This is a genomic window from Cryobacterium sp. TMT1-62 (assembly GCF_004403145.1).
In the GTDB taxonomy this organism is placed as follows: domain Bacteria; phylum Actinomycetota; class Actinomycetes; order Actinomycetales; family Microbacteriaceae; genus Cryobacterium; species Cryobacterium sandaracinum.
The window spans coordinates 93,561-112,874 of the sequence record NZ_SOGZ01000041.1 but is presented as its reverse complement, the minus strand read 5'-3'; the positions used below and the strand labels follow the sequence as shown (position 1 = coordinate 112,874).

Genomic DNA, 19,314 nt, shown 5'->3' with positions numbered 1-19,314 from the left:
GGCTACTCGGAGGCGCCGAACACGGCGACGGAGTGCGGTGCGAGGGTGACCGCGGTGGGCGTGCGAGACTGGACCGCGTCGCCGACGGCGGCGAAGGATGCCAGTAGCGCCGGGGCATCCGTCGGCACGTCACGAGCCTCCGTGCCCAGGTTGACCAGGATTTCGGTGTCGCCGCGGCAGAGCCGCAGCCACCGCTCGTTATCGTCGACGTCGACCGCGACCCGGCCGAAGCGCGGGTCCGTGATGTCCGGACGGGAACGCCGCAGCCAGCCCAGAGCCCGGTAGAAATCGAGCAGGCGCGCGTGGGCCGGTTGGGACACCTCAGCCCAGTCCAGCACCGACCGCTCGAACGTGGCCGGGTCCTGCGGGTCGGGCACCACGGCCGGGTCCCAGCCCATGCGCGCGAACTCGCCGATCCGGCCCGTGCGGACGGCCTCGCCGAGTTCGGGTTCCGGATGCGACGTGAAGAACTGCCAGGGTGTGCTCGCCCCCCACTCCTCGCCCATGAACAGCATGGGCGTGAACGGGCCGAGCAGGGTCAGGGTGGCGGCGATCGCCAGCTGCCCGGAGTCGAGGGTCGCACTGAGGCGGTCGCCCGTGGCCCGGTTGCCGATCTGGTCGTGGTTCTGGTTGTTGACGACGAGGCGCCAGGCCGGCATCCGTGCGGTGTCGATCGGCCGACCGTGGGTGCGCCCGCGGAAGCTGGAGAAGGTGCCGTCGTGGAAGAACCCGTGGGTGAGCACCTTCGCGAGGGCGCTGAGCGGCTCGAAGTCGGCGTAGTAGCCGGTGGTCTCGCCGGTGACCGCCACGTGCACGGCGTGGTGGAAGTCGTCGCTCCACTGGCCGGTGAGCCCGTAGCCGCCGGCGTCCCGCGGCGTGATCAGACGCGGGTCGTTGAGGTCCGATTCGGCGATCAGGGTGAGCGGACGCCCGCGGGTGGCGCTCAACACATCGACGTCGGCGGCGAGTTCCTCGAGCAGGTGCAGGGCGTGGTCGTCCCGCAGGGCGTGCACCGCATCCAGCCTGAGTCCGTCGACGTGGTAGTCGCCCAGCCACATCAGGGCGTTGTCGATGATGTAGCGGCGCACCGGGTCGGAGTCGGCGCCGTCGAGGTTGAGAGAGGAGCCCCAGCCCGTGTCGCCCCTCTCGTTCAGGTACGGACCGAACTGCGGCAGGTAGTTGCCGCTCGGGCCGAGGTGGTTGTAGACCACGTCCTGGATGACGCCGATTCCGGCCTGGTGACAGGCGTCCACGAACCGTTGGTAGGCAGCCGGTCCGCCGTAGCCCTCGTGCACGGCGTACCAGAGCACCCCGTCGTAGCCCCAGTTGTGGGTGCCGTTGAAGGCATTGACCGGGAGCAGCTCCACGAAGTCGACGCCGATCGAGGCCAGGTGGGCCAGCCGGCCCGCCGCGGCGTCGAGGGTGCCCTCCGTGGTGAAGGTGCCGAGGTGCAGCTCATAGATCGTGCTGCCGGCCAGCTGGCGGCCGGTCCAGGCGCTGTCCTGCCAGACGTGCGCGCCGGGATCGAACGTGCGGCTCTTCGCGTGCACGCCGTTCGGCTGGTGCCGGGAGCAGGGGTCGGGGAAGGGCCCCTGACCGTCGATCAAAAAGCCGTAGTCGACGGGCTGATCGGCACGGCCCTCGGCGGGCTCGGTCAGCGGACGGGGTGCGTGCCACCATCCGTCGCCCTGCGGGGTCATCGGCACGGTCTGGTCGGCGAGTTCGACCGCCAGGGCCGATGCGTTGGGAGCCCAGACTTTGAATTCAGCGGGCATGGTCGGCACCTTCCAGGTCGGTCGTGCGGGTCGGGTCGGCGTCGTCGGCCGGCACCAGCAGGGCCACCGGGTAGCGCCCCAGCAGGGCGGCCACGCTGACGGATGCGCCGGGGTGGCGTTCCCCGGTCAGCAGATCGACGACCGGCCCGCCGGCCAAGACCACGATCGTATCTCCCCAGCCGCCCGCGGCCGCGAGCCCGAGCGGCAGCCGGGTGGCGATGGTGACCGCGCCGCCGCGGTCGAAAGCGATCACGTGGTCGGCGGCGGCGCCGAACGCGGGGACCGGACTGTGCCGGTAGAAACGTTCGGGCTGGTCGCGGCGCAGCCGGAGGGCGCGCGTGGTGACCAGAAGTTTCGCGGCGCCGGTCTCGTCGACGGGCGGCAGCCAGCCGTCCTGCACCCGGGCCAGGTAGCCGCGCCGCAGGTCGTAGTCGACCGGGCGGCGGTTGTCGGGGTCGACGAGGGAGGTGTCCCATAGCTCGCTGCCCTGGTAGACGTCGGGCACTCCGGGGGCCGTCAGCTGCACGAGCTTGTTCGAGAGCGCGTTGCTCCAGCCCGCCTGGCGCACCCGGTCGACGAACGCGGTGAGCGTCTGCGTGACTGCCGGGTCGTTGAAAGAGGCGGTCACGAGGCCGCGCATCGCCGTCTCGAACTCCGCGTTCTGGCTGGTCCAGGTGGTCGACGTTCCGGCTTCCCGAGCCGCCTTCTCCGCGTAGGCGATGAGGCGTTCCGGTGTGGCCGGCCACGATCCGACGATGGCCTGCCAGAGCAGGTTCTCGAACGGGGCGTCGCCGAGGGGCGCGGTCGCGCGCAGGGTGCGCAGGGTGCTCTCCCATTCGGCCGGGATCTCGGCCAGCACCGAGATCCGGGCGCGCACATCCTCACTGCGCTTGGTGTCGTGGGTGGAAAGGGTCGTCAACGAGGCCGGGAAGGTGGCCTGACGGGTCTGCTGGCGACGGTGGAACTCGGCCAGGTCGACCGCGAACTCCCCCGGGTCGGCGCCGACCTCGTTCAGCGAGGTGAGCCGGCTGAAGCGGTAGTACGCGGTGTCCTCGACACCCTTGGCCATCACCATGCCCGAGGTCTGCTGGAAGCGCACGGCCAGCGGATGTCCCGGGTCGCCGAGCAACGGAAGCAGAGCCTCGATCGCGGGGCCGAGGTCGGGCCGGTGGCGAGCCGCCTCGACGCCAGCGTGGCGCAGCTCGTCGATGCCCACCGGGAGGTAGGAGCGGTAGACCGGGAAGCAGGCCAGGAGTTCGGCCAGGGCGTCGACCGTGGTCAGTTCGGTGGTGGCGTCGCCGCCGGGGACCAGTCGGGCCAGGCGCACGACCTCGGCCTGGAGGGTGCGGTCCGCGATGACGCGCTTCCGCGCGTGCACCAGGTCGGCCCAGTCCGCCGGCGGCGCGTCACCGGTCAGCGCCGCGGCCTCGGCCTGCAGCCGGGCCTCGAGTGCGTCGAGCGCGCCCTGCCCGGCCGGGTCGACGAGCAGCCGGTCGAAGTCGGCGAGGGCGTCGTACCCGGTCGTGCCGGCGGTGGCCCAGCTGGTCGGCAGCTGTTCGTCACCCTCGAGGATCTTCTCGACGAGCACGTAGGCTCCGTCGGTGGCATCCCGCAACCGGTCGAGGTAGCCGCCCGGGTCGGCGAGACCGTCGGGGTGGTCGACCCGCAGCCCGTGCACGAGGCCGTCCTGCACCCAGCGCACGATCTCCCGGTGGGATTCGTCGAAGACCCACGGCACCTCGACCCGGAGGCCGGCCAGGGTGTTCACGGAGAAGAACCGACGGTAGTTCAGCTGCGCGTCCGCGCGGCCCCAGTTGACGAGTTCGTAGTGCTGCCGGGCGTGCACGACGCGGGCGTCTGCGCCGCCGTCGGCGCTGCCCGGGGCGAGCGGGAACCGGTTGTCGTAGTAGTGCAGCTCGTCGCCGACCACCTGGAGGCGGTCGAGTTCGCTCATTCCGTCCGCGTCGTCGCCGAGCACGGGCAGCAGGATTCGGTCGCCGTTCGCGGCCCAGTCCACGTCGAAGGCCTCCGCGTAGCGCGAGGCGGGGCCGTGCTGGAGCAGGTTCCACCACCAGAGGTTGCGGTGCGGGGTCGCGACGCCCATGTGGTTGGGCACGATGTCCACCAAGATGCCGCGCCCGGCATCCGTCGCGGCCGCCGCCAAGCGGGTGAGCGCCTCGGCTCCGCCCCGCACCGGGTCGATGCGTGAGTGGTCGACGACGTCGTAGCCGTGGTCGGAGCCCTCTTCCGCAGCGAGCAGCGGGGACAGGTAGAGCCAGTCCGCTCCCAACTCGGTCAGGTAGTCGAGCACCCCTTCCGCGGCCGCCAGGTCGAACGCGGCCGTGATCTGCAGACGGTAGGTGGTGAGCGGAATTTTCACGGCTGGACCAGGTGGGCCGGGTCGATCACGGGGATCGTCCCCGTCATCAGCCCGGCCAGGGAGGCCGCGACGGAGTGGTCCGGCGTGGTTTCCGGAGCGTGATACGCCCGCAGCACGACGAGGGAACGCGACGTCACCGTGTGCAGGGACCCGGCGGGCCGCGGAACCGCGTCGGCGCCTTCGCCCGCCGTGTCGACGACGATCTCCCACGCCGGGGCGTATTCGGCCGGGGGCAGGGTGAACTCGACATCCTCGGCGTCTGCGTTGAAGCAGACCAGGAAATTCACGTCGGTCACCATTTGGCCACGGACGTCGCGCTCCCGGATGCCGTCGCCGCTGAGGAACATGGCGACCGTGCGCGTCAGGTGCTCGTCCCAGTCCTGGGGTTGCATTTCCTGCCCGTCGGGGGTCAGCCAGACAAGGTCGCTCATCGGGTCGCCCGCGGCGCGGTGACCGGGGTGGCCGTTGAAGAAGCTGCTGCGGCGGAACGTCGGGTGTTCGCGGCGCAGCCGGGAAACGGCAGCCGTGAACTCGATAAGCGGCTGGTCCGCCTCCGACCAGTGGATCCAGCTCAGTTCATTGTCCTGGGCGTAGGTGTTGTTGTTGCCGTTCTGCGTTCGGCCGAGCTCATCGCCGTGCAGGATCATCGGCACACCCTGCGACAGGAGCAGGGTGGCAACGTAGTTGCGTTGCTGCCGGGCCCGTAATGCCAGGACCTCCGGGTCATCCGTCGGCCCCTCGACCCCGGAGTTCCAGGACCGGTTGTGCGATTCGCCGTCCTGGCCGTTCTCGCCGTTGGCGTCGTTGTGCTTCTCGTTGTAAGAGACCAGGTCGGAGAGGCTGAACCCGTCGTGCGCGGTGACGAAGTTGATCGAGGCGACGGGGCGGCGGCCCGAGTGCTCGTAGAGGTCGGCGGAACCGGTGATTCGCGACGCGAACTCGCCCAGCGTCGACGGTTCGCCGCGCCAGAAGTCACGCACGGTGTCGCGGTACTTTCCGTTCCATTCCGTCCACTGAGCCGGGAAGTTGCCGACCTGGTACCCACCGGGGCCGACGTCCCACGGCTCGGCGATGAGCTTGACCTGGGACACCACCGGGTCCTGCTGCACCAGTTCAAAAAAGGTGGAGAGCTTGTCGACGTCGTAGAGGTCCCGGGCCAGAGCCGAGGCCAGGTCGAACCGGAAGCCGTCGACGTGCATCTCGAGAACCCAGTAGCGCAGCGAGTCCATGATCAGCTGCAGCGAGTGCGGGTGACGAACGTTCAGGGTGTTGCCGGTGCCCGTGTAGTCCATGTAGTACCGCTTGTCGTCGTCCATGAGCCGGTAGTACGCCTCATTGTCGATGCCCTTGAACGAGATCGTCGGGCCGAGGTGGTTGCCCTCCGCGGTGTGGTTATAGACCACGTCGAGGATGACCTCGATACCAGCGTCGTGCAGAGAACGAACCATCCCCTTGAATTCCTGCACCTGGTTGCCAAGGTCACCGGAGGAGGAATACGCGTTGTGCGGGGCGAAGAACCCGATGGTGTTGTAACCCCAGTAGTTGTTCAGACCCTTTTCCTCGAGGGTGCCGTCGTTGACGAACTGGTGCACCGGCATCAGCTCGATCGCGGTCACGCCGAGTTTCTGCAGGTGGTCAATGACCGACGGATGCGCCACGCCGGCGTACGTGCCGCGCTGGCCCTCCGGTACCGCATCCTGCAGCTTGGTGAGGCCCTTCACGTGGGCCTCGTAGATCAGGGAGGCGCTGTAGGGCGTACGCAGGGGCCGGTCTCCCACCCAGTCGAAGAACGGGTTGACGACGACGCCGAGCATCATGTGCGGGGCGGAGTCCTCGTCGTTACGCGAATCCGGGTCACCGAAGTTGTAGGAGAACAGGGACTGGTCCCAGTCGATCGTGCCGCAGGTGGCCTTGGCATAGGGGTCGAGCAGGAGCTTGTTGGGGTTCGCCCTGCTGCCCGCGGCGGGGTTGTAGTCGCCGTGCACGCGGTAGCCGTAGCGCTGTCCCGGTTGGATCAGGGGCAGGTAGCAGTGCCAGATGAACGCGCTGGATTCGACCACGTCGATGCGGGTCTCCACGCCCTGTTCGTCGAAAAGGCAGAGCTCAACGCGGTGGGCGGCTCCGCTGAACAGGGCAAAGTTCGTGCCGCTGCCGTCGTACGTTGCTCCGAGCGGGTACGCAGTACCGGGCCAGGTTTCCAAAAGGGTGCTCCTCGTGCTACGGGTCTCGTGCTGTCGACACACCGATCGCGCCGGTATGCCCACAAGTACGCTACAGTCTGCCGGGCCCCGTCGACGCCCGATCCGTTTTCGCGGGTGACCGCTCTGGGTATCAAGCCGCTGTGAATGCGGTCGTGGTCTTCGCTCCGTCCCCGGTTCTCACGGTCACCGTCGAGGGCCGCGAGGACGCCACCGATGTGCCTCTGCACGCCGGTGGCCAGGGAGTTTTGCAGGCCCGGATGGTTCAGGCTCGCGGTGCGACGCCCCGGCCGAGGTACTGCGTACCTGCATGCTCGGCGTGGCGGCGAACGCGTACATCTCGCCGAGGCTCAGGGCGATGTGTTGTCCCGGCACGATCTCGACGAGCTCTACGACCTCACCCTCCGGGCCGGCCTGGGGACAGACGTCATCATCCTCAGCGCACTGGCCGGCGAAGACGTGGTGCCGGCGGATGTCTACCGCAGCCTCGAGCAGCTCGTCCCCGCCAGGTACGCCCTGCAGGAGGAGGGCGCCGGCACGGTGGCCGAGCTTTAGAGGCGGAGCACCGTGCCCGGTGTCGAACCAATTCGACGGAGATTTTGGCACAAGAGCGGGTTTCCGGAGTATTTCGAGCCGTACTGAGCAAAATCTCCGTCGAATCCGTTCCGTGCGCTGTGACGGGCCTCGTATTCTGGCGTTCCGCGATCACCCGCTCACGTCGTCGGCGCGGTCGGCAGCCACCAGCTCGCGCACGAGCGGTGCCACCTCAGTGCCGTAAAGCTCGATGCTGGTCATCAGCTTCTCGTGGGAGAGCGTGCCGAGGCTGTATTTGAGGTCGAAGCGGGCGAGCCCCAGCCTCACCGCCGTGGCGGCGATCTTCGTGGCCACGGTCTCGGGTGAGCCCACGAACAGGGCGCCGTCCGGGCCGGCGTCGTGTTCGAAGCGCTCCCGGGTGACCGGACCCCAACCGCGCTCGCGGCCGATCCGGTCCTGCATGGCGGCATAGTGCGGCCACATTTCCTCGCGCGCCCGGGCATCCGTCACGGCCACATATCCCGGGGAGTGCTCGCCGATCGGGCGGGTCGGCTTCTCAAACTGGGCCAGCGCACGGTGATAGAGCTGAACCAGTGGCACGAAGGCCAGCGGCGAGCCGCCGATGATGGCCAGCATCAGCGGCAGGCCGTAGTGCGCGGCGCGCACGACGGACTGGGGGCTGCCGCCCACGCCGATCCAGGTGGTGAGGGATCCGGATTCGGTGGGCGGGAACACCCGCTGGTTACGCAGGCCGGCACGGGTTTCGCCCGACCAGGTGATGGGCTCCTCCTTGAGCAGCTCGGTGAAGAGGTTGAGCTTTTCCTCGAACAGAAGCTCATATTGCTCCAGCTCCAGGCCGAAAAGCGGGAACGACTCGGTGAAGGAGCCGCGACCCAGGATGACCTCGGCACGCCCGCTGGAGACCGCGTCGAGGGTGGAGAAGCGCTGGAAGACGCGCACCGGGTCGTCGGAGCTGAGAACGGTGACCGCCGACCCGAGACGGATGCTGGTGGTCTGTCCGGCGATCGCGGCCAGAACAACCTCGGGGGCGGAAACGGCGAAATCTTCCCGGTGGTGCTCACCGATCCCGAAAAAGTCCAGTCCGACCTGATCGGCCAGCACACCCTCGGCCACCACGTTGCGCAGCGTCGCCGCCTGGGACAACCGGGCCCCGAAGGCGTCAAAGGTAACGTCACCGAAGGTATCCAGCCCGAGTTCGAACTTCTTTTTCATCTGGTGCGTGCTCCTCGCCGTGGTCGGAACGTTCGACAAACTCTATGCAAATGCATTCAAAGGAAAAAACCGCGGCCGTCCCGAGAATATTCCGAGCCCGACCTGAGGTTCGGGGCGCTCCGCTAGGGATGGGGCCGCCGGCGAGCCGGCGCGAGGGGGCAGAATGGGGTCAGGCGCCACCATCCGGTCGCCCCGGCGACAGGAGATTTCCCATGACCGAACACGAACTCATTTCGCTCTGGACCCGGGCCCGCTGGCACATCATCGTGTCCCAGTTCGCTCCGACCTTCCTGCTCACGGCGCTCGTGGCCTTCCTGTCCCTCGGCCTTGCGGAGGCCGAGCTGAGCGTGCGCATCGCGGCCGCGGGCATCCTGCTGGCCTCAGGCATTCTCGGCGCGCTCGCTCAAATCGCGTCCGCGAACGAAGGGCTCGCCATCGTGGCTGACCTCCGCGCGCTGCCCGCGAGCAGCGCCCTCGGGCGCGGCGTCATCGCCTCCGCGCCGTGGATCAACGTCGTGCGCTTCCTGACCCCCGCAGTCTTCGTGGTCGTCTATATCGCCATTTTGGCGGCCCTGTTCCGACCGTTCGCTTAGCCACTCACCACCACATGTCGTCAGTATCGGAATGTGGACCCCAAGACGTGGTGACGTTGAGGCACCGGGTGTGAGGTCGAATGCACAAACCCGAAATTTCGGTCCATCACGCGCACTGGCGCTAACGCTCCCTCCGACGCAGTGCGGATCCGTGCCGCCGTCTCCAGCGCCGAGATCGGCAAGGCGCACCGCGAGGGCGAGCTACACATCCACGAACTCGACATGCTGGCCGGCTATTGCGCCGGCCGGTCGCTCCGGGTGTTCCTCGACGGGGGACTGATTGGCTTTCTCGACAAGGTCGAGTCCACTCCCCGAGGCATTTCTCCTCGGCCATCGCGCAGATCGTCAATTTCCTCGGCACCATGCAGAACAAGTGGGCCGGAGCGCAGGAGTGCAGCTCCTTCGACTCCTACAGGGCGCCGTTCACCAACCTCACGTTCGATTGGGTCTGCCCGGAGGACCTGCGCGAGCAGGTGACCGTGATCGGCGAGGTCGAGCAGGACTTCAACCACGGCGACCTGGCCGAGGAGATGGCCGTGATCAAGCGAGCGTCTATCGACGTGATGACCGCGGTGTTTGGCACTCCTTATTTCCAGAACTTCATTCCAGGAGACCACCGGAAACATGTACAACCTGGAGGCCACACCGGCAACAGCGCGCTGCACCTGTACATGTCGGAGAAGCTCTGCACGGCCGCGGCCTGCCGCGAGCTCGTCCAGCGCTCCCTGACGACGCACCGGCTGCCGTACATCACGGTTACGCCGTCGTTCTCAATCTGCCCCCGACCACGGCTACCTGGCCGGCGAGCACCCGACCTGCACGGTCTGCGGCGGCGTCTGTGAAGTGTGGACCATCGTGATGGGCCACTTCCGCCCGGTCAGCTCGTTCAGCATCGGCAAGAAGGGCGAGCGCGAACGATCTGCAGATCGCGGGACTTGTGGCACTGTCCACCTGCGACTGGCTGCTGGCCAAGCGTCACGGCCTGCTCGACGGCGTGGTCTTCTCGGGTGGGGAGCCCACCCGGCACGCACGACCGTCGACCCGATGATCATGCCCCCCCCCCCGGAGACATCAGGGGCTCAGCGCCACGCTCACCGCCCTGGGCGTGCGGGAACACGTGCTGCAGACTGTGCGGGCCGAAGGTGCCCGCCCCGCGTTCGCGGCGCGGCTGAAAGCCCACCTGGAGCAGCTGGGCTAGACGGCGTCCCGGTAGACCCACCGGCGGTTCAGGCGCACGAACCGGCTGATCTCGTGCTGCTGCGAGGAGACGCCGCCGGACCGGCTGTGCGCCGTGAACTCCACCACCCCTTCGGTGTCGAACGGGCCGCCCTGCGCGGTCCGTTCGATCTCGAGGCGGAGCCAACGCACGTCGGCGTCGAGTTCCAGCACCTCCGGGCGGGTGAGCGGATGCCACGTCGTGAGCAGGTAGTCCGGCTCCCCCACCGCGAAGGCCGCGTACCGGGACCGCATCAGCGCCTCCGCGGTGGGCGCAAACGCGTCCCCGCGGTGGAACCGACCACAGCACGCGGAATAGAGGTTGCCGCTCAGGCAGGGGCACGGTCGAGGGCGCTGCGGGCGCTCTGCAGGAATCGAAGTCTCGGGCACCCCTCCAGTATCGGGCAGCGTTCGGGCCGCCGGAACCCGGTCGGCTCGGTCTCGTACTCGCGTTCTGCCGACCTGTTCGATCGCAGCGTCGCGGTCACCTCCCCCCGTGCCGGGTTCGTTCTGTGGCTCCCGTCGCTCGGGTGTCGGCCGGACTCGGAGCGATACTCGCGGTGCGGGCAACCGGTGGCGGGACGGTCTGGGCGAGGTGGTCGGCGACCCGGTCCCGGGCCAGGTCGGCGGCCGCCGCCAGGGTTTCGGCTCCTCGAACAGGTGTGTGGCGCCGGGCAACAGGGTACGGCCCGGTACCTGCCGGTCCGGCTCGGGTGGGGAGATGACGGTTTGGGAATGTCGGGCGAAGGAGCCTAGAGTCAGCCCACCATGAATGACATTGCGATCGGCAGATACAAGCACTACAAAGGTCACCTCTACGAGGTTCTCGGCGTGGCCCGGCACTCGGAGACCGAGGAACAGCTGGTGGTCTACACCACCCTGTACGGAGAACGCGGGCTGTGGGTGCGCCCCCTGGCCATGTTCACGGGAACCGTCCGCGTCGACGGCGCAGACGTTCCACGCTTCGCCCTGATCGACGGCGCGTGATCACCAGCCCCCGCAGCCGCGTCAGAGGGCCTCCGCGAGGATCCATCTGATCGATACATTTCATGCGAAAATTGGTGAGCTTTTCTGCCCCACATAACCAGAACAGGCCCCGACCGAAGTCGAGGCCTGTTCCATATTTTCGGTACGTTGTGCTACTCGGTGGATCCGAGGGGATTCGAACCCCTGACCCCCTGCATGCCATGCAGGTGCGCTACCAGCTGCGCCACGGACCCAGAATGTGTTTCGCAAACTGCCCGAAACAACTTCTCTAGGCTACTACATGATTAGCCTGCCGCTGACCACCGCTACTCGGCGGCCTTGTGGGCAGGCAGTGCGATGGGAATGACGGGGCAGTCTTTCCACAGACGTTCGAGCGAGTAGTACACGCGCTCTTCCTCGTGGAAAATGTGCACGACGAGATCGCCGAAGTCGACGAGGACCCAGCGCCCCTCGGCACGGCCTTCGCGACGCAACGGTTTGTGGCCGGCCTCGGTCATCTTGTCTTCGATCTCACCGGCGATGGCCACCACGTTGCGCTCGGAGCGGCCCGTGACGATCAGGAAGATGTCGGTGAGAGGCAGGGGATTGGATACGTCGATTGCGACGAGGTCCTCCCCCGCTTTCGAGTCTGCGGCGGCGGCGGCCACCTGGAGGAGCTCGAGAGCATGGGCAGAAGCGGTCATCGAATGAATCCCTGAGTTAGTGAAGGCGAAATGGATGGCATTAGAAAATCTTGAGGACGTAGCCGGCCACGATCAGGGCCAGCACGCCGAAAGCGAGCACGCCTGCGGTAACGGTCAGGACGGCCGGGACGGTCAACCCGCGCTTTCTCGGTGGAGCCATGACACCCCGGGTCGAAGCGTGCGTGCTGACGGCGCGGCTCGCACTGACCGGGGCGACGTCGCTATGGTGTCCACCCTCGTCGAGCTGGTCGAGCATCTGGTCCATGTCCGACGAGTCGAAGACGTTCGGCAGGGCTCCGGTGGAGCCGAGGCTGCGGGGTAGATCGATCGACCCGGTGACCATAATCTCGCCGGTGCGCATGAGCGGGCCCGACGAAGATCCGTGGTGCGGGATGGACGGCAGGATCAGGGCGTTGGTCGTGGTCGGAATGCCGCCGGCGCTGATGCCGCGAGCCACGATCTGGTCGAACGGTTCGAGCTGTGTCACGCCGGGAACGTGGTCGTCAACCTCGTCGCGGGCCAGCGACCAGTGTCCGACCGGCGGGTGGAGCACTCCGGGTCGGGACTTGACCTTCGTGCGCGGGGAGGCCTCAATCAGGAACTCGACGGGCGGCGCCACCTTGGCGGGGGCCACCGGAACGTGCAGCGCGTCGATGGCGAAGGGGTGCGCAGCCGTCTCGGGGACAGGTGCGGGTGCGATCGCGGCAGCGGGGAGCGCCGACTCGGTGTGGGAGTTGTGCTTCGGCAGGAATTCGCCGGAATCGCCGGTCTGCGCGGTCTGAAGCGCGCGCAGCTCACGACGGGTCAGGGTGTTGTGGTCCTGTGCGTGGAGAACGCTGCGCGTGCCCTCGACGGCGCGAGGCGCGAACGCGGTCGGTGCGGCGGGATACTGCTGGGCGGCATGCTGCTTTGCGGAAAGGGCATCCGTCGAAGGAACCGGTGCCTGATCCACCGGTGCCGGTTCGAGCGGCGCCGGAGGCGCAGGAACGGCGGATTCGCCGGCGACGACCTGCTCGTTCCGACTAGCCAATTCGCGGGCTTGTCGCCGCGTCAGTGGCTGTGGGTCATTACCCAACGTCATGCCACACTCCGATACAGATGATGCTTTGAGATGTACTGGACAACCCCATCGGGGACCAGATACCAGACCGGGAATCCCCGATTCACACGTTCCCGGCAGTCCGTGGACGAGATGGCCAGAGCCGGAACCTCCAACAAGCTTACGTCCTGGTTGGGCAATCCCGAAATACTGAGCTCGTGTCCCGGACGACTCACAGCCACGAAATGGGCCAGATCCCAAAGCTCCTGAACATCTTTCCAGCCCAGGATCTGCCCCATCGCGTCGGCACCCGTGATGAAGAAGAGCTCCGCGTCCGGGCGTTCGGCGTGCAGATCCCGCAGGGTGTCGATCGTGTACGTGGGCCCGGTTCGGTCGATGTCGACCCGGCTGACGGTGAACCGGGGATTAGAGGCGGTGGCGATGACCGTCATGAGATACCGATGCTCGCTCTCGGTCACATCTGCCTTCTGCCACGGCTGACCGGTGGGAACGAAAATGACCGTATCAAGGTCGAAGCTCTGAGCCACCTCGCTGGCGGCCACAAGGTGCCCGTGGTGAATGGGGTCGAACGTGCCGCCCATCACGCCGATGCGCGGTGGGCGGGCCCCGAAATTATGGATGGTGACGCTTCCGATTAGTGGTCGCTGCGCGCGCCGCCGTGGGCGTCGGAGTAAGCCTTCGCCTTGGCCTGGTGGCGGTTGGCGACATCCCGGTAGGACCAGACGACGAAGCCGAGCGCGGCGAAGACCACGAGGGCGATCACTCCGTAGAGGAAGATCGGCATCGGCAAATCGACGAGCCCGGCCTCAGCCAGCACAACGGTCAGGAACGACATGGGATTCTCCATTCAGGGACTCACATGGCACAGCGGTACGCCATGGCCAACAGTCTAGCGGGGGCTATGCGCGCACCTGGCCGGAGCCACGCACGATCCACTTGGTGCTGGTGAGCTCGGGCAGACCCATCGGCCCGCGAGCGTGCAGTTTCTGAGTGGAAATGCCCACCTCGGCTCCGAAACCGAACTCGCCGCCATCGGTGAACCGGGTCGAGGCATTGACCATGACCGCCGCGGAATCCACTTCTCCGAGGAACCGGTCGGCGTTCACGATGTCGTTTGTGATGATCGACTCCGTGTGCCCGGTCGAGTAGCGACGGATGTGCGCAATGGCGTCGTCGAGGGAGTCGACGACCGCCACGGCCAGTTCGAGGCCCATGTACTCGGTGGACCAGTCCTCCTCCGTGGCCGGCACCGCCGCGGGGAAGATCTCGCGCACGCGGTCGTCGCCGTGCAGGGTAACGCCGGACTCCGTCAGCTTCGCCAGAACGGCCGGCAGGAGCCGCGCGGCCGCGGCCTTGTGCACGAGCAGAGTCTCGAGGGCGTTGCAGACACTGGGCCGGTGCACCTTCGAGTTGTGCACGATGTCGACCGCCCACTCCGGATTCGCCGACTCGTCGACGAAGATGTGCACGACGCCGGCCCCGGTCTCGATCACGGGCACGGTCGACTGGGTGACGACGGCCCGAATCAGGCCGGCGCTCCCCCGCGGGATCAGCACGTCGACAAGGCCGCGGGCCTGCATCAGTTCGGTGGCACCGGTACGGCCGAACGGGTCGATGGTCTGCACGCACGCCTCGGGCAGGCCGACCTGCCTGATCGCCGCCTGGAGTAGGGTGACGAGCACCCGGTTGGTGTTCTCGGCGGCCGATCCGCCCCGCAGGACGACGGCGTTGCCACTCTTCAGAGCGATGGCGGCTATGTCCACGGTGACGTTCGGGCGGGCCTCGTAGATGACGCCGACGACACCGAAGGGTACACGCACCTGGCTGATTCGTACGCCGTTGGGCAGGCTGGAGCCGCGCACAACCTCCCCAACGGGATCGGTGAGCAGGCTGATCTCGAGCACGGCGTCGGCGAGGGCGTTAATGCGCGCCTCGTCGAGGCTGAGGCGGTCGAGCATGCCCTCGGAGAGGCCATTGTGCGTGCCGGCGGCCAGATCCAGGGTGTTGGCGGCCAGAATCTCCGCAGCGCTCCCCCGCAGGGCGGCGGCGATCCCGTGCAACGCCTGGTTCTTCAACCCGGTCGACGTCGTGGCCAGAGTTCGGGCGGCGGTTCGGGCGGCTTCGAGGATCGGAGTGATCTGAGGTGAGTCGGTCTGCAACATCCCGGTAGTTTAGGCCAGAGCGGGTTCGAACCAGGTTCCGACCGGGTCGCCGCGGAGTGCCTCGGCAACCAGACCAGTCGATGTGAGCAGCACGGCAGTGCCGGCCTCCGCCGCGATCCGTGCGGCCGACACCTTGGTGTCGGCACCCCCGGTACCCACGCCGGAGCGGCTGCCGCTGAGCTCGACACCGAGCATGGGATCGCCGCAGGGGACGTGATCGATGCGTTCCGCGCCCGGCAGGTGCGGCGCGCGCGTGTAGAGGGCGTCGACGTCGCTGAGCAGGACCAGCAGGTCGGCGTGGATGAGCGTGGCGACCAGGGCGGCCAACCGGTCGTTGTCGCCGAACCGGATCTCGTGGGTGGCGACCGTGTCGTTCTCGTTGACGATCGGCAGGATGCGCAGACCGAGCAGGCGATCCATCGCCCGGTGCGCGTTGCCTCGATGCGAGGGGTTTTCCAGGTCACCGGCAGTGAGCAGCACCTGGCCGGCGACGATGTCGTACCGGTCGAGGCTGTCCTGGTAGCGGAAGATGAGCAGGTTCTGGCCCACGGATGCCGCGGCCTGCTGGGTGGCCAGGTCGGTGGGGCGCTCGTCGAGTTGCAGGTAGGGCATGCCGGTGGCGATGGCCCCGGAGGAGACGAGGACGATCTCCACTCCGCGCCCGTGCGCTTCGGCAAGGGCATCGACGAGCGGGATGATCTGTGCGATGTTCGCGCCGCTGATCGAGGAGGAGCCGACCTTCACAACGATGCGCGCGGCCGACGCGACCTCGTGTCGGCCGAGTGCGCTCACAGAAGCGCTCGGCCGGGCGCGGTGGGCATCGGCTCGAACCAGGTGCCACAGGAGCCGCCGCGGAGGGCCTCTGCGGCCAGGCTCGTCTCAGTGATGAGAACGGCCGTTCCGGCGGAGGCGGCCAGGCGGGCCGCCTTCACCTTGGTGTCCGCCCCGCCGGTGCCCACGGTGCCGGCACCCTTGTTCGCCCCGAACTCCATGCCGTCCAGTTCCTGGTCGAACCCGATAAAGTCGATCGGTTCCGCACCGGGCAGGTGCGGGGGCTTGGTGTAGAGCGCGTCGACGTCGCTGAGCAAGAGCAGTAGGTCGGCGCGGATGAGCACCGAGAGCATGGCGGCGAGCCGGTCGTTGTCGCCGAATCGCAGCCCGTAGGTCGCGACCGTGTCGTTCTCGTTCACGACGGGCATGATGCGCAGGTCCAGCAGCCGGTTCACCGCGCGGCGGGTATTGCTGCGGTGTGGCTCGTTGAGTAGGTCACCCTCTGTCAGCAGCACCTGCCCCGCGGCAATGCCATAGCGGTCCAGAGTCTCCTGGTAACGGGCCGTGAGCACGTTCTGACCCACGGATGCCGCGGCCTGCTGGGTGGCTAGGTCGGCCGGCCGCTCGTCGAGGTTGAGGTAGTCCATGCCGCTGGCGACGGCGCCGCTCGACACCAGGACGACCTCCACGCCGCGATTGTGGGCCTGGGCCAGGACCTCGATCAGAGGTGCGATCTGCTCGGAGTTGTCGCCGCTGATCGACGAGGAGCCGACCTTCACGACGATGCGCCGGGCGGCGGCTACCTGGGCGCGGGAGCGGTGACTCATTCGGCCCCGCTCTCCTTACGGGGCGACACCGGGACTGAACCGTCGCCCGTGAGAGTGTCGCCGTTGTACTCTTCCTCGCCGGTCGACCACATGCCGGCCTCGCGCTCTCGGATCAGTTCGGCGCGTGCGGCTGCCTTGGCGTCCATCCGGCCGAAGTACTCCTCTCGGCGCTCGTTGCTGGTGCGTCGCTTGGAGTCGTCAAGGCGGGTGTCGGTGCCACGCGGTGCCGTGATCAGTTCGGCCGTGGAGGTGAGGGTGGGCTCCCAGTCGAAGACCACGCCGTTGCCGGGTCCGATGATGACCGTCGAGCCGGCGATCGCGCCGGCCTTGAACAGTTCGTTCTCGATGCCGAGCTTGGCCAGGCGGTCGGCCAGGAAGCCGACGGCCTCGTCGTTCTTGAAGTCCGTCTGCTGCACCCAGCGCTCGGGCTTGGTGCCGATGATGCGGTAGATGTTGCCGAACGACCCACCCTCGACCTTGACGACGAAGCCGCTGTCGTCGACGGCCTTCGGGCGGATCACGATGCGCGGCTTGACGGCCTGCGCCGCGGCGGCCTCGACCCGGCCGGCCTCGACGGTCTCGGCCAGCGCGTAGTTGAGCTGCTTGAGACCCTCATGGCTGACGGTCGAGATCTCGAACACGCGGTAACCGCGCGCCTCGAGGTCGGGCTTGACGAACTCCGCGAGCTCCCGGCCCTCGGGAACGTCGATCTTGTTCAGGGCGATCAGCTGGGGGCGGTCGAGGAGCGGCTTCTGGCCGTCGGGCACCGGGTAGGCGGCAAGTTCGCCGAGAATGACGTCGAGGTCGCTGAGCGGGTCACGGTCAGGGTCGAGTGTGGCGCAGTCGAGGATGTGCAGCAACGCCGTACACCGTTCCACGTGACGAAGGAATTCGAGGCCGAGGCCCTTTCCCTCGCTGGCGCCCTCGATCAGTCCGGGCACGTCGGCGACGGTGTAGCGCACCTCGCCGGCATCCACGACGCCGAGGTTGGGGTGCAGGGTCGTGAACGGGTAATCCGCGATCTTGGGCCGGGCCGCCGAGATGGCCGCGATCAAGCTGGACTTGCCGGCCGAGGGGTAGCCGACGAGCGCGACATCCGCGACGGTCTTGAGTTCAAGCTGGATGTCGCCTTCCCAGCCGTAGGTGCCGAGCAGGGCGAAGCCGGGGGCTTTGCGTTTGAGCGAGGCCAGGGCCGCGTTGCCGAGCCCGCCCTGACCGCCAGGCGCCACGACGATGCGGAAGCCCGGCTCGGTCATGTCGGCGAGTTCGTTGCCCTCGGCGTCTTTGACCACGGTGCCGAGCGGGACGGCCAGCTCCATCAGCTCGCTGCCGAAGCCGGCGCGGTGGTCACCCATGCCGGGGCCGCCGTTCGCGGAACTGCGGTGCGGGGACCGATGGTAACCGAGGAGGGTCGTCACGTTCGGGTCAGCGACGAGCACGATGTCACCACCGCTTCCGCCGTTGCCGCCGTCAGGGCCGGCGAGCGGCTTGAACTTCTCACGCTTGACGGAGACACAGCCGTTCCCTCCGTTGCCTGCTCGCAGGTGGAGAGTGACGTGGTCAACAAACGTGGCCATGGGGGTGCCCCTTTCAGGTGGCAAAAAGCTCAGTGGTGCGTAAATCATTGGTGCTATGCATCTTGTCGTGCGGGTGCCGTGAAACACGCAAAGGGCGAGCCGAAGCCCGCCCTCACGCTTACCGATGTGAAATGCCTAAGCGGCAGCCACCACGATGTTGACGACCTTGCGGCCGCCCTTGGCGCCGAACTCAACCGAGCCGGGCTCGAGAGCGAAGAGCGTGTCGTCGCCACCACGGCCGACGTTGACGCCGGGGTGGAAGTGGGTGCCGCGCTGACGGACGATGATCTCGCCCGCGCTGACAACCTGACCGCCGAAGCGCTTCACGCCGAGGCGCTGGGCGTTGGAGTCGCGACCGTTGCGAGTGGAACTCGCGCCTTTTTTATGTGCCATCTGTTCTGCTCCTCAGGGCCTAGGCGATGCCGGTAACCTGAACGCGAGTGAGCTCCTGACGGTGCCCCTGACGCTTCTTGTACCCGGTCTTGTTCTTGAACTTCTGGATGACGATCTTCGGACCGCGGAGATCGTTCAAAACCTCGGCCGTGACCGTTATCTTGGCCAGTGACTGGGAGTCAGAGGTGATCGTGTCGCCGTCGACGAGAAGCACTGCGGCCAGCTCGACGTTGCCGTCCTTATTGGCTTTGATTCGGTCCATCGTGACGATGGTCCCGACCTCTACCTTTTCCTGCCGCCCACCGGCGCGCACAACTGCGTAAACCACGTTACGTACCTATCTCTGGGGAGCCGTGAGGCCCCGTGATGGAAAGTTACTGCCTTAAACACGCCAAGTCGGCCCGTCGCTCTCAGAAAACCACGGTGATCGCGGGGGCAAAGGCCCGTCGCACACCAAAAGTCAACGTTAGCCGATCCTGCTGCGACGGTCAAACCGAGGCCGGATCATAGAATCGGGTAATGACCGTCTTGATCGACAAGCCAATGTGGCCCGCGCATGGCACCGTCTGGTCCCATCTTGTCAGCGATTCGTCACTGGCCGAACTGCACGCTTTCGCGGCCCGCAACGGAATCCCCCGCCGCGGCTTCGACCTGGACCACTACGACGTACCCGCCCACCGCTATGACGCCCTCGTGGCCTCGGGGGCGCATCCGGTGGACAATCGGGAACTGGTTCTCCGGCTCCGCGCAAGCGGCCTGCGTGTGCGCGGGCGGGACCGATCGGGCAGCGGCTCTCTCCCAGAGTCCTGATCGGGGCCCGAAGCGCTGCCTCGCCGGTTGAAAGAGATCGGGAGACCGGCGACGCCCAGCCCCGTGGGCTGTGCGCCGCCGGTCTCCCGATCGACTCGATTCGTTCCTGCAGGGAT

Annotated in this window: 20 protein-coding genes, 1 tRNA gene and 1 pseudogene; 6 read left to right on the top strand and 16 right to left on the bottom strand. The window is 67.4% G+C overall.

What is annotated here, in order from left to right; genetic code table 11:
- Window positions 1–2: 2 nt before the first annotated feature.
- The 3 genes from treZ to glgX are packed head-to-tail and all read right to left on the bottom strand — an operon-like array spanning window position 3 to window position 6,356.
- Entirely contained in the window at window positions 3–1,775 is a 1,773-nt protein-coding gene (treZ, locus tag E3T34_RS12325; RefSeq protein WP_104103459.1) for a malto-oligosyltrehalose trehalohydrolase, read from the bottom strand.
- Window positions 1,765–4,155, bottom strand: coding sequence for a malto-oligosyltrehalose synthase (gene treY / locus E3T34_RS12320; RefSeq protein ID WP_104103456.1), 2,391 nt, complete (start codon window positions 4,153–4,155; stop codon window positions 1,765–1,767). The genes treZ and treY overlap by 11 nt, the downstream gene beginning before the upstream one ends.
- Complete coding sequence (glgX, locus tag E3T34_RS12315) at window positions 4,152–6,356, bottom strand: glycogen debranching protein GlgX (protein ID WP_104103453.1); 2,205 nt, start codon at window positions 6,354–6,356, stop codon at window positions 4,152–4,154. Before glgX ends, treY begins: the two co-directional genes overlap by 4 nt.
- Before the next feature lie 360 nt (window positions 6,357–6,716).
- On the opposite strand from glgX, the gene E3T34_RS12310 reads away from it, so the two are divergent.
- Complete coding sequence (locus E3T34_RS12310) at window positions 6,717–6,908, top strand: hypothetical protein (protein ID WP_134343145.1); 192 nt, start codon at window positions 6,717–6,719, stop codon at window positions 6,906–6,908.
- 150 nt (window positions 6,909–7,058) lie between these two features.
- On the opposite strand, the gene E3T34_RS12305 is transcribed toward E3T34_RS12310, so the two are convergent.
- Entirely contained in the window at window positions 7,059–8,120 is a 1,062-nt protein-coding gene (locus E3T34_RS12305) for an LLM class flavin-dependent oxidoreductase (protein WP_104103447.1), read from the bottom strand.
- Window positions 8,121–8,332: 212 nt separating this feature from the next.
- Here E3T34_RS12305 and E3T34_RS12300 point away from each other — a divergent pair, with 212 nt between their 5' ends.
- The 3 genes and pseudogenes from E3T34_RS12300 to nrdD all read left to right on the top strand — a co-directional run bounded on the left by E3T34_RS12300 (window position 8,333) and on the right by nrdD (window position 9,555).
- Window positions 8,333–8,713 (top strand): hypothetical protein, encoded by a 381-nt coding sequence (locus tag E3T34_RS12300; protein WP_134343144.1) that lies wholly within the window; start codon window positions 8,333–8,335, stop codon window positions 8,711–8,713.
- A gap of 141 nt (window positions 8,714–8,854) precedes the next feature.
- Window positions 8,855–8,980, top strand: a pseudogene (locus E3T34_RS16980) (hypothetical protein); the annotation flags it as partial.
- Window positions 8,950–9,555, top strand: a complete 606-nt coding sequence (gene nrdD, locus E3T34_RS12295) for an anaerobic ribonucleoside-triphosphate reductase (RefSeq protein WP_370327581.1) — start codon at window positions 8,950–8,952, stop codon at window positions 9,553–9,555. The pseudogene E3T34_RS16980 and the gene nrdD, both read left to right, overlap by 31 nt.
- Before the next feature lie 352 nt (window positions 9,556–9,907).
- Here the strand turns inward: nrdD and E3T34_RS12285 are convergent, their stop codons facing one another.
- Window positions 9,908–10,318 (bottom strand): YchJ family protein, encoded by a 411-nt coding sequence (locus E3T34_RS12285; protein ID WP_369828002.1) that lies wholly within the window; start codon window positions 10,316–10,318, stop codon window positions 9,908–9,910.
- Between the two features lie 378 nt (window positions 10,319–10,696).
- On the opposite strand from E3T34_RS12285, the gene E3T34_RS12280 reads away from it, so the two are divergent.
- Window positions 10,697–10,915 carry a DUF1653 domain-containing protein gene (locus tag E3T34_RS12280; protein WP_134343143.1) on the top strand — a complete coding sequence of 73 codons (219 nt, stop codon included), beginning with the start codon at window positions 10,697–10,699 and terminating at the stop codon, window positions 10,913–10,915.
- A 160-nt stretch (window positions 10,916–11,075) separates the two neighbouring features.
- On the opposite strand, the gene E3T34_RS12275 is transcribed toward E3T34_RS12280, so the two are convergent.
- From E3T34_RS12275 to rplU, 11 genes are all read right to left on the bottom strand, one after another.
- Window positions 11,076–11,148, bottom strand: a tRNA-Ala gene (locus E3T34_RS12275).
- 72 nt (window positions 11,149–11,220) lie between these two features.
- Entirely contained in the window at window positions 11,221–11,598 is a 378-nt protein-coding gene (gene rsfS, locus E3T34_RS12270; RefSeq protein ID WP_104194944.1) for a ribosome silencing factor, read from the bottom strand.
- Between the two features lie 40 nt (window positions 11,599–11,638).
- Complete coding sequence (locus E3T34_RS12265; RefSeq protein ID WP_134343142.1) at window positions 11,639–12,628, bottom strand: hypothetical protein; 990 nt, start codon at window positions 12,626–12,628, stop codon at window positions 11,639–11,641.
- Between the two features lie 47 nt (window positions 12,629–12,675).
- On the bottom strand, window positions 12,676–13,278 hold the full coding sequence (nadD, locus tag E3T34_RS12260; RefSeq protein WP_255570938.1) for a nicotinate-nucleotide adenylyltransferase: 603 nt from the start codon (window positions 13,276–13,278) through the stop codon (window positions 12,676–12,678).
- A gap of 14 nt (window positions 13,279–13,292) precedes the next feature.
- Window positions 13,293–13,493: a hypothetical protein gene (locus E3T34_RS12255; RefSeq protein WP_104103428.1), complete on the bottom strand. Its 201-nt coding sequence runs from the start codon at window positions 13,491–13,493 to the stop codon at window positions 13,293–13,295.
- Between the two features lie 64 nt (window positions 13,494–13,557).
- On the bottom strand, window positions 13,558–14,820 hold the full coding sequence (locus E3T34_RS12250; protein ID WP_134343141.1) for a glutamate-5-semialdehyde dehydrogenase: 1,263 nt from the start codon (window positions 14,818–14,820) through the stop codon (window positions 13,558–13,560).
- A 9-nt stretch (window positions 14,821–14,829) separates the two neighbouring features.
- Window positions 14,830–15,612 carry a glutamate 5-kinase gene (gene proB / locus E3T34_RS12245; protein ID WP_104103424.1) on the bottom strand — a complete coding sequence of 261 codons (783 nt, stop codon included), beginning with the start codon at window positions 15,610–15,612 and terminating at the stop codon, window positions 14,830–14,832.
- A complete protein-coding gene (gene proB / locus E3T34_RS12240) occupies window positions 15,609–16,418 on the bottom strand; it encodes a glutamate 5-kinase (protein WP_134343140.1) in 810 nt (269 codons plus the stop codon). Before proB (E3T34_RS12240) ends, proB (E3T34_RS12245) begins: the two co-directional genes overlap by 4 nt.
- Window positions 16,415–17,995: a GTPase ObgE gene (gene obgE, locus E3T34_RS12235; RefSeq protein ID WP_104103417.1), complete on the bottom strand. Its 1,581-nt coding sequence runs from the start codon at window positions 17,993–17,995 to the stop codon at window positions 16,415–16,417. Before obgE ends, proB (E3T34_RS12240) begins: the two co-directional genes overlap by 4 nt.
- A 135-nt stretch (window positions 17,996–18,130) precedes the next feature.
- Entirely contained in the window at window positions 18,131–18,388 is a 258-nt protein-coding gene (gene rpmA / locus E3T34_RS12230; protein ID WP_104169636.1) for a 50S ribosomal protein L27, read from the bottom strand.
- A gap of 19 nt (window positions 18,389–18,407) precedes the next feature.
- On the bottom strand, window positions 18,408–18,716 hold the full coding sequence (gene rplU / locus E3T34_RS12225) for a 50S ribosomal protein L21 (RefSeq protein WP_104103412.1): 309 nt from the start codon (window positions 18,714–18,716) through the stop codon (window positions 18,408–18,410).
- A gap of 191 nt (window positions 18,717–18,907) precedes the next feature.
- Between rplU and E3T34_RS12220 the strand changes: the two genes are divergently transcribed.
- Complete coding sequence (locus tag E3T34_RS12220) at window positions 18,908–19,198, top strand: DUF4031 domain-containing protein (protein ID WP_104103409.1); 291 nt, start codon at window positions 18,908–18,910, stop codon at window positions 19,196–19,198.
- Window positions 19,199–19,314 lie beyond the last annotated feature (116 nt).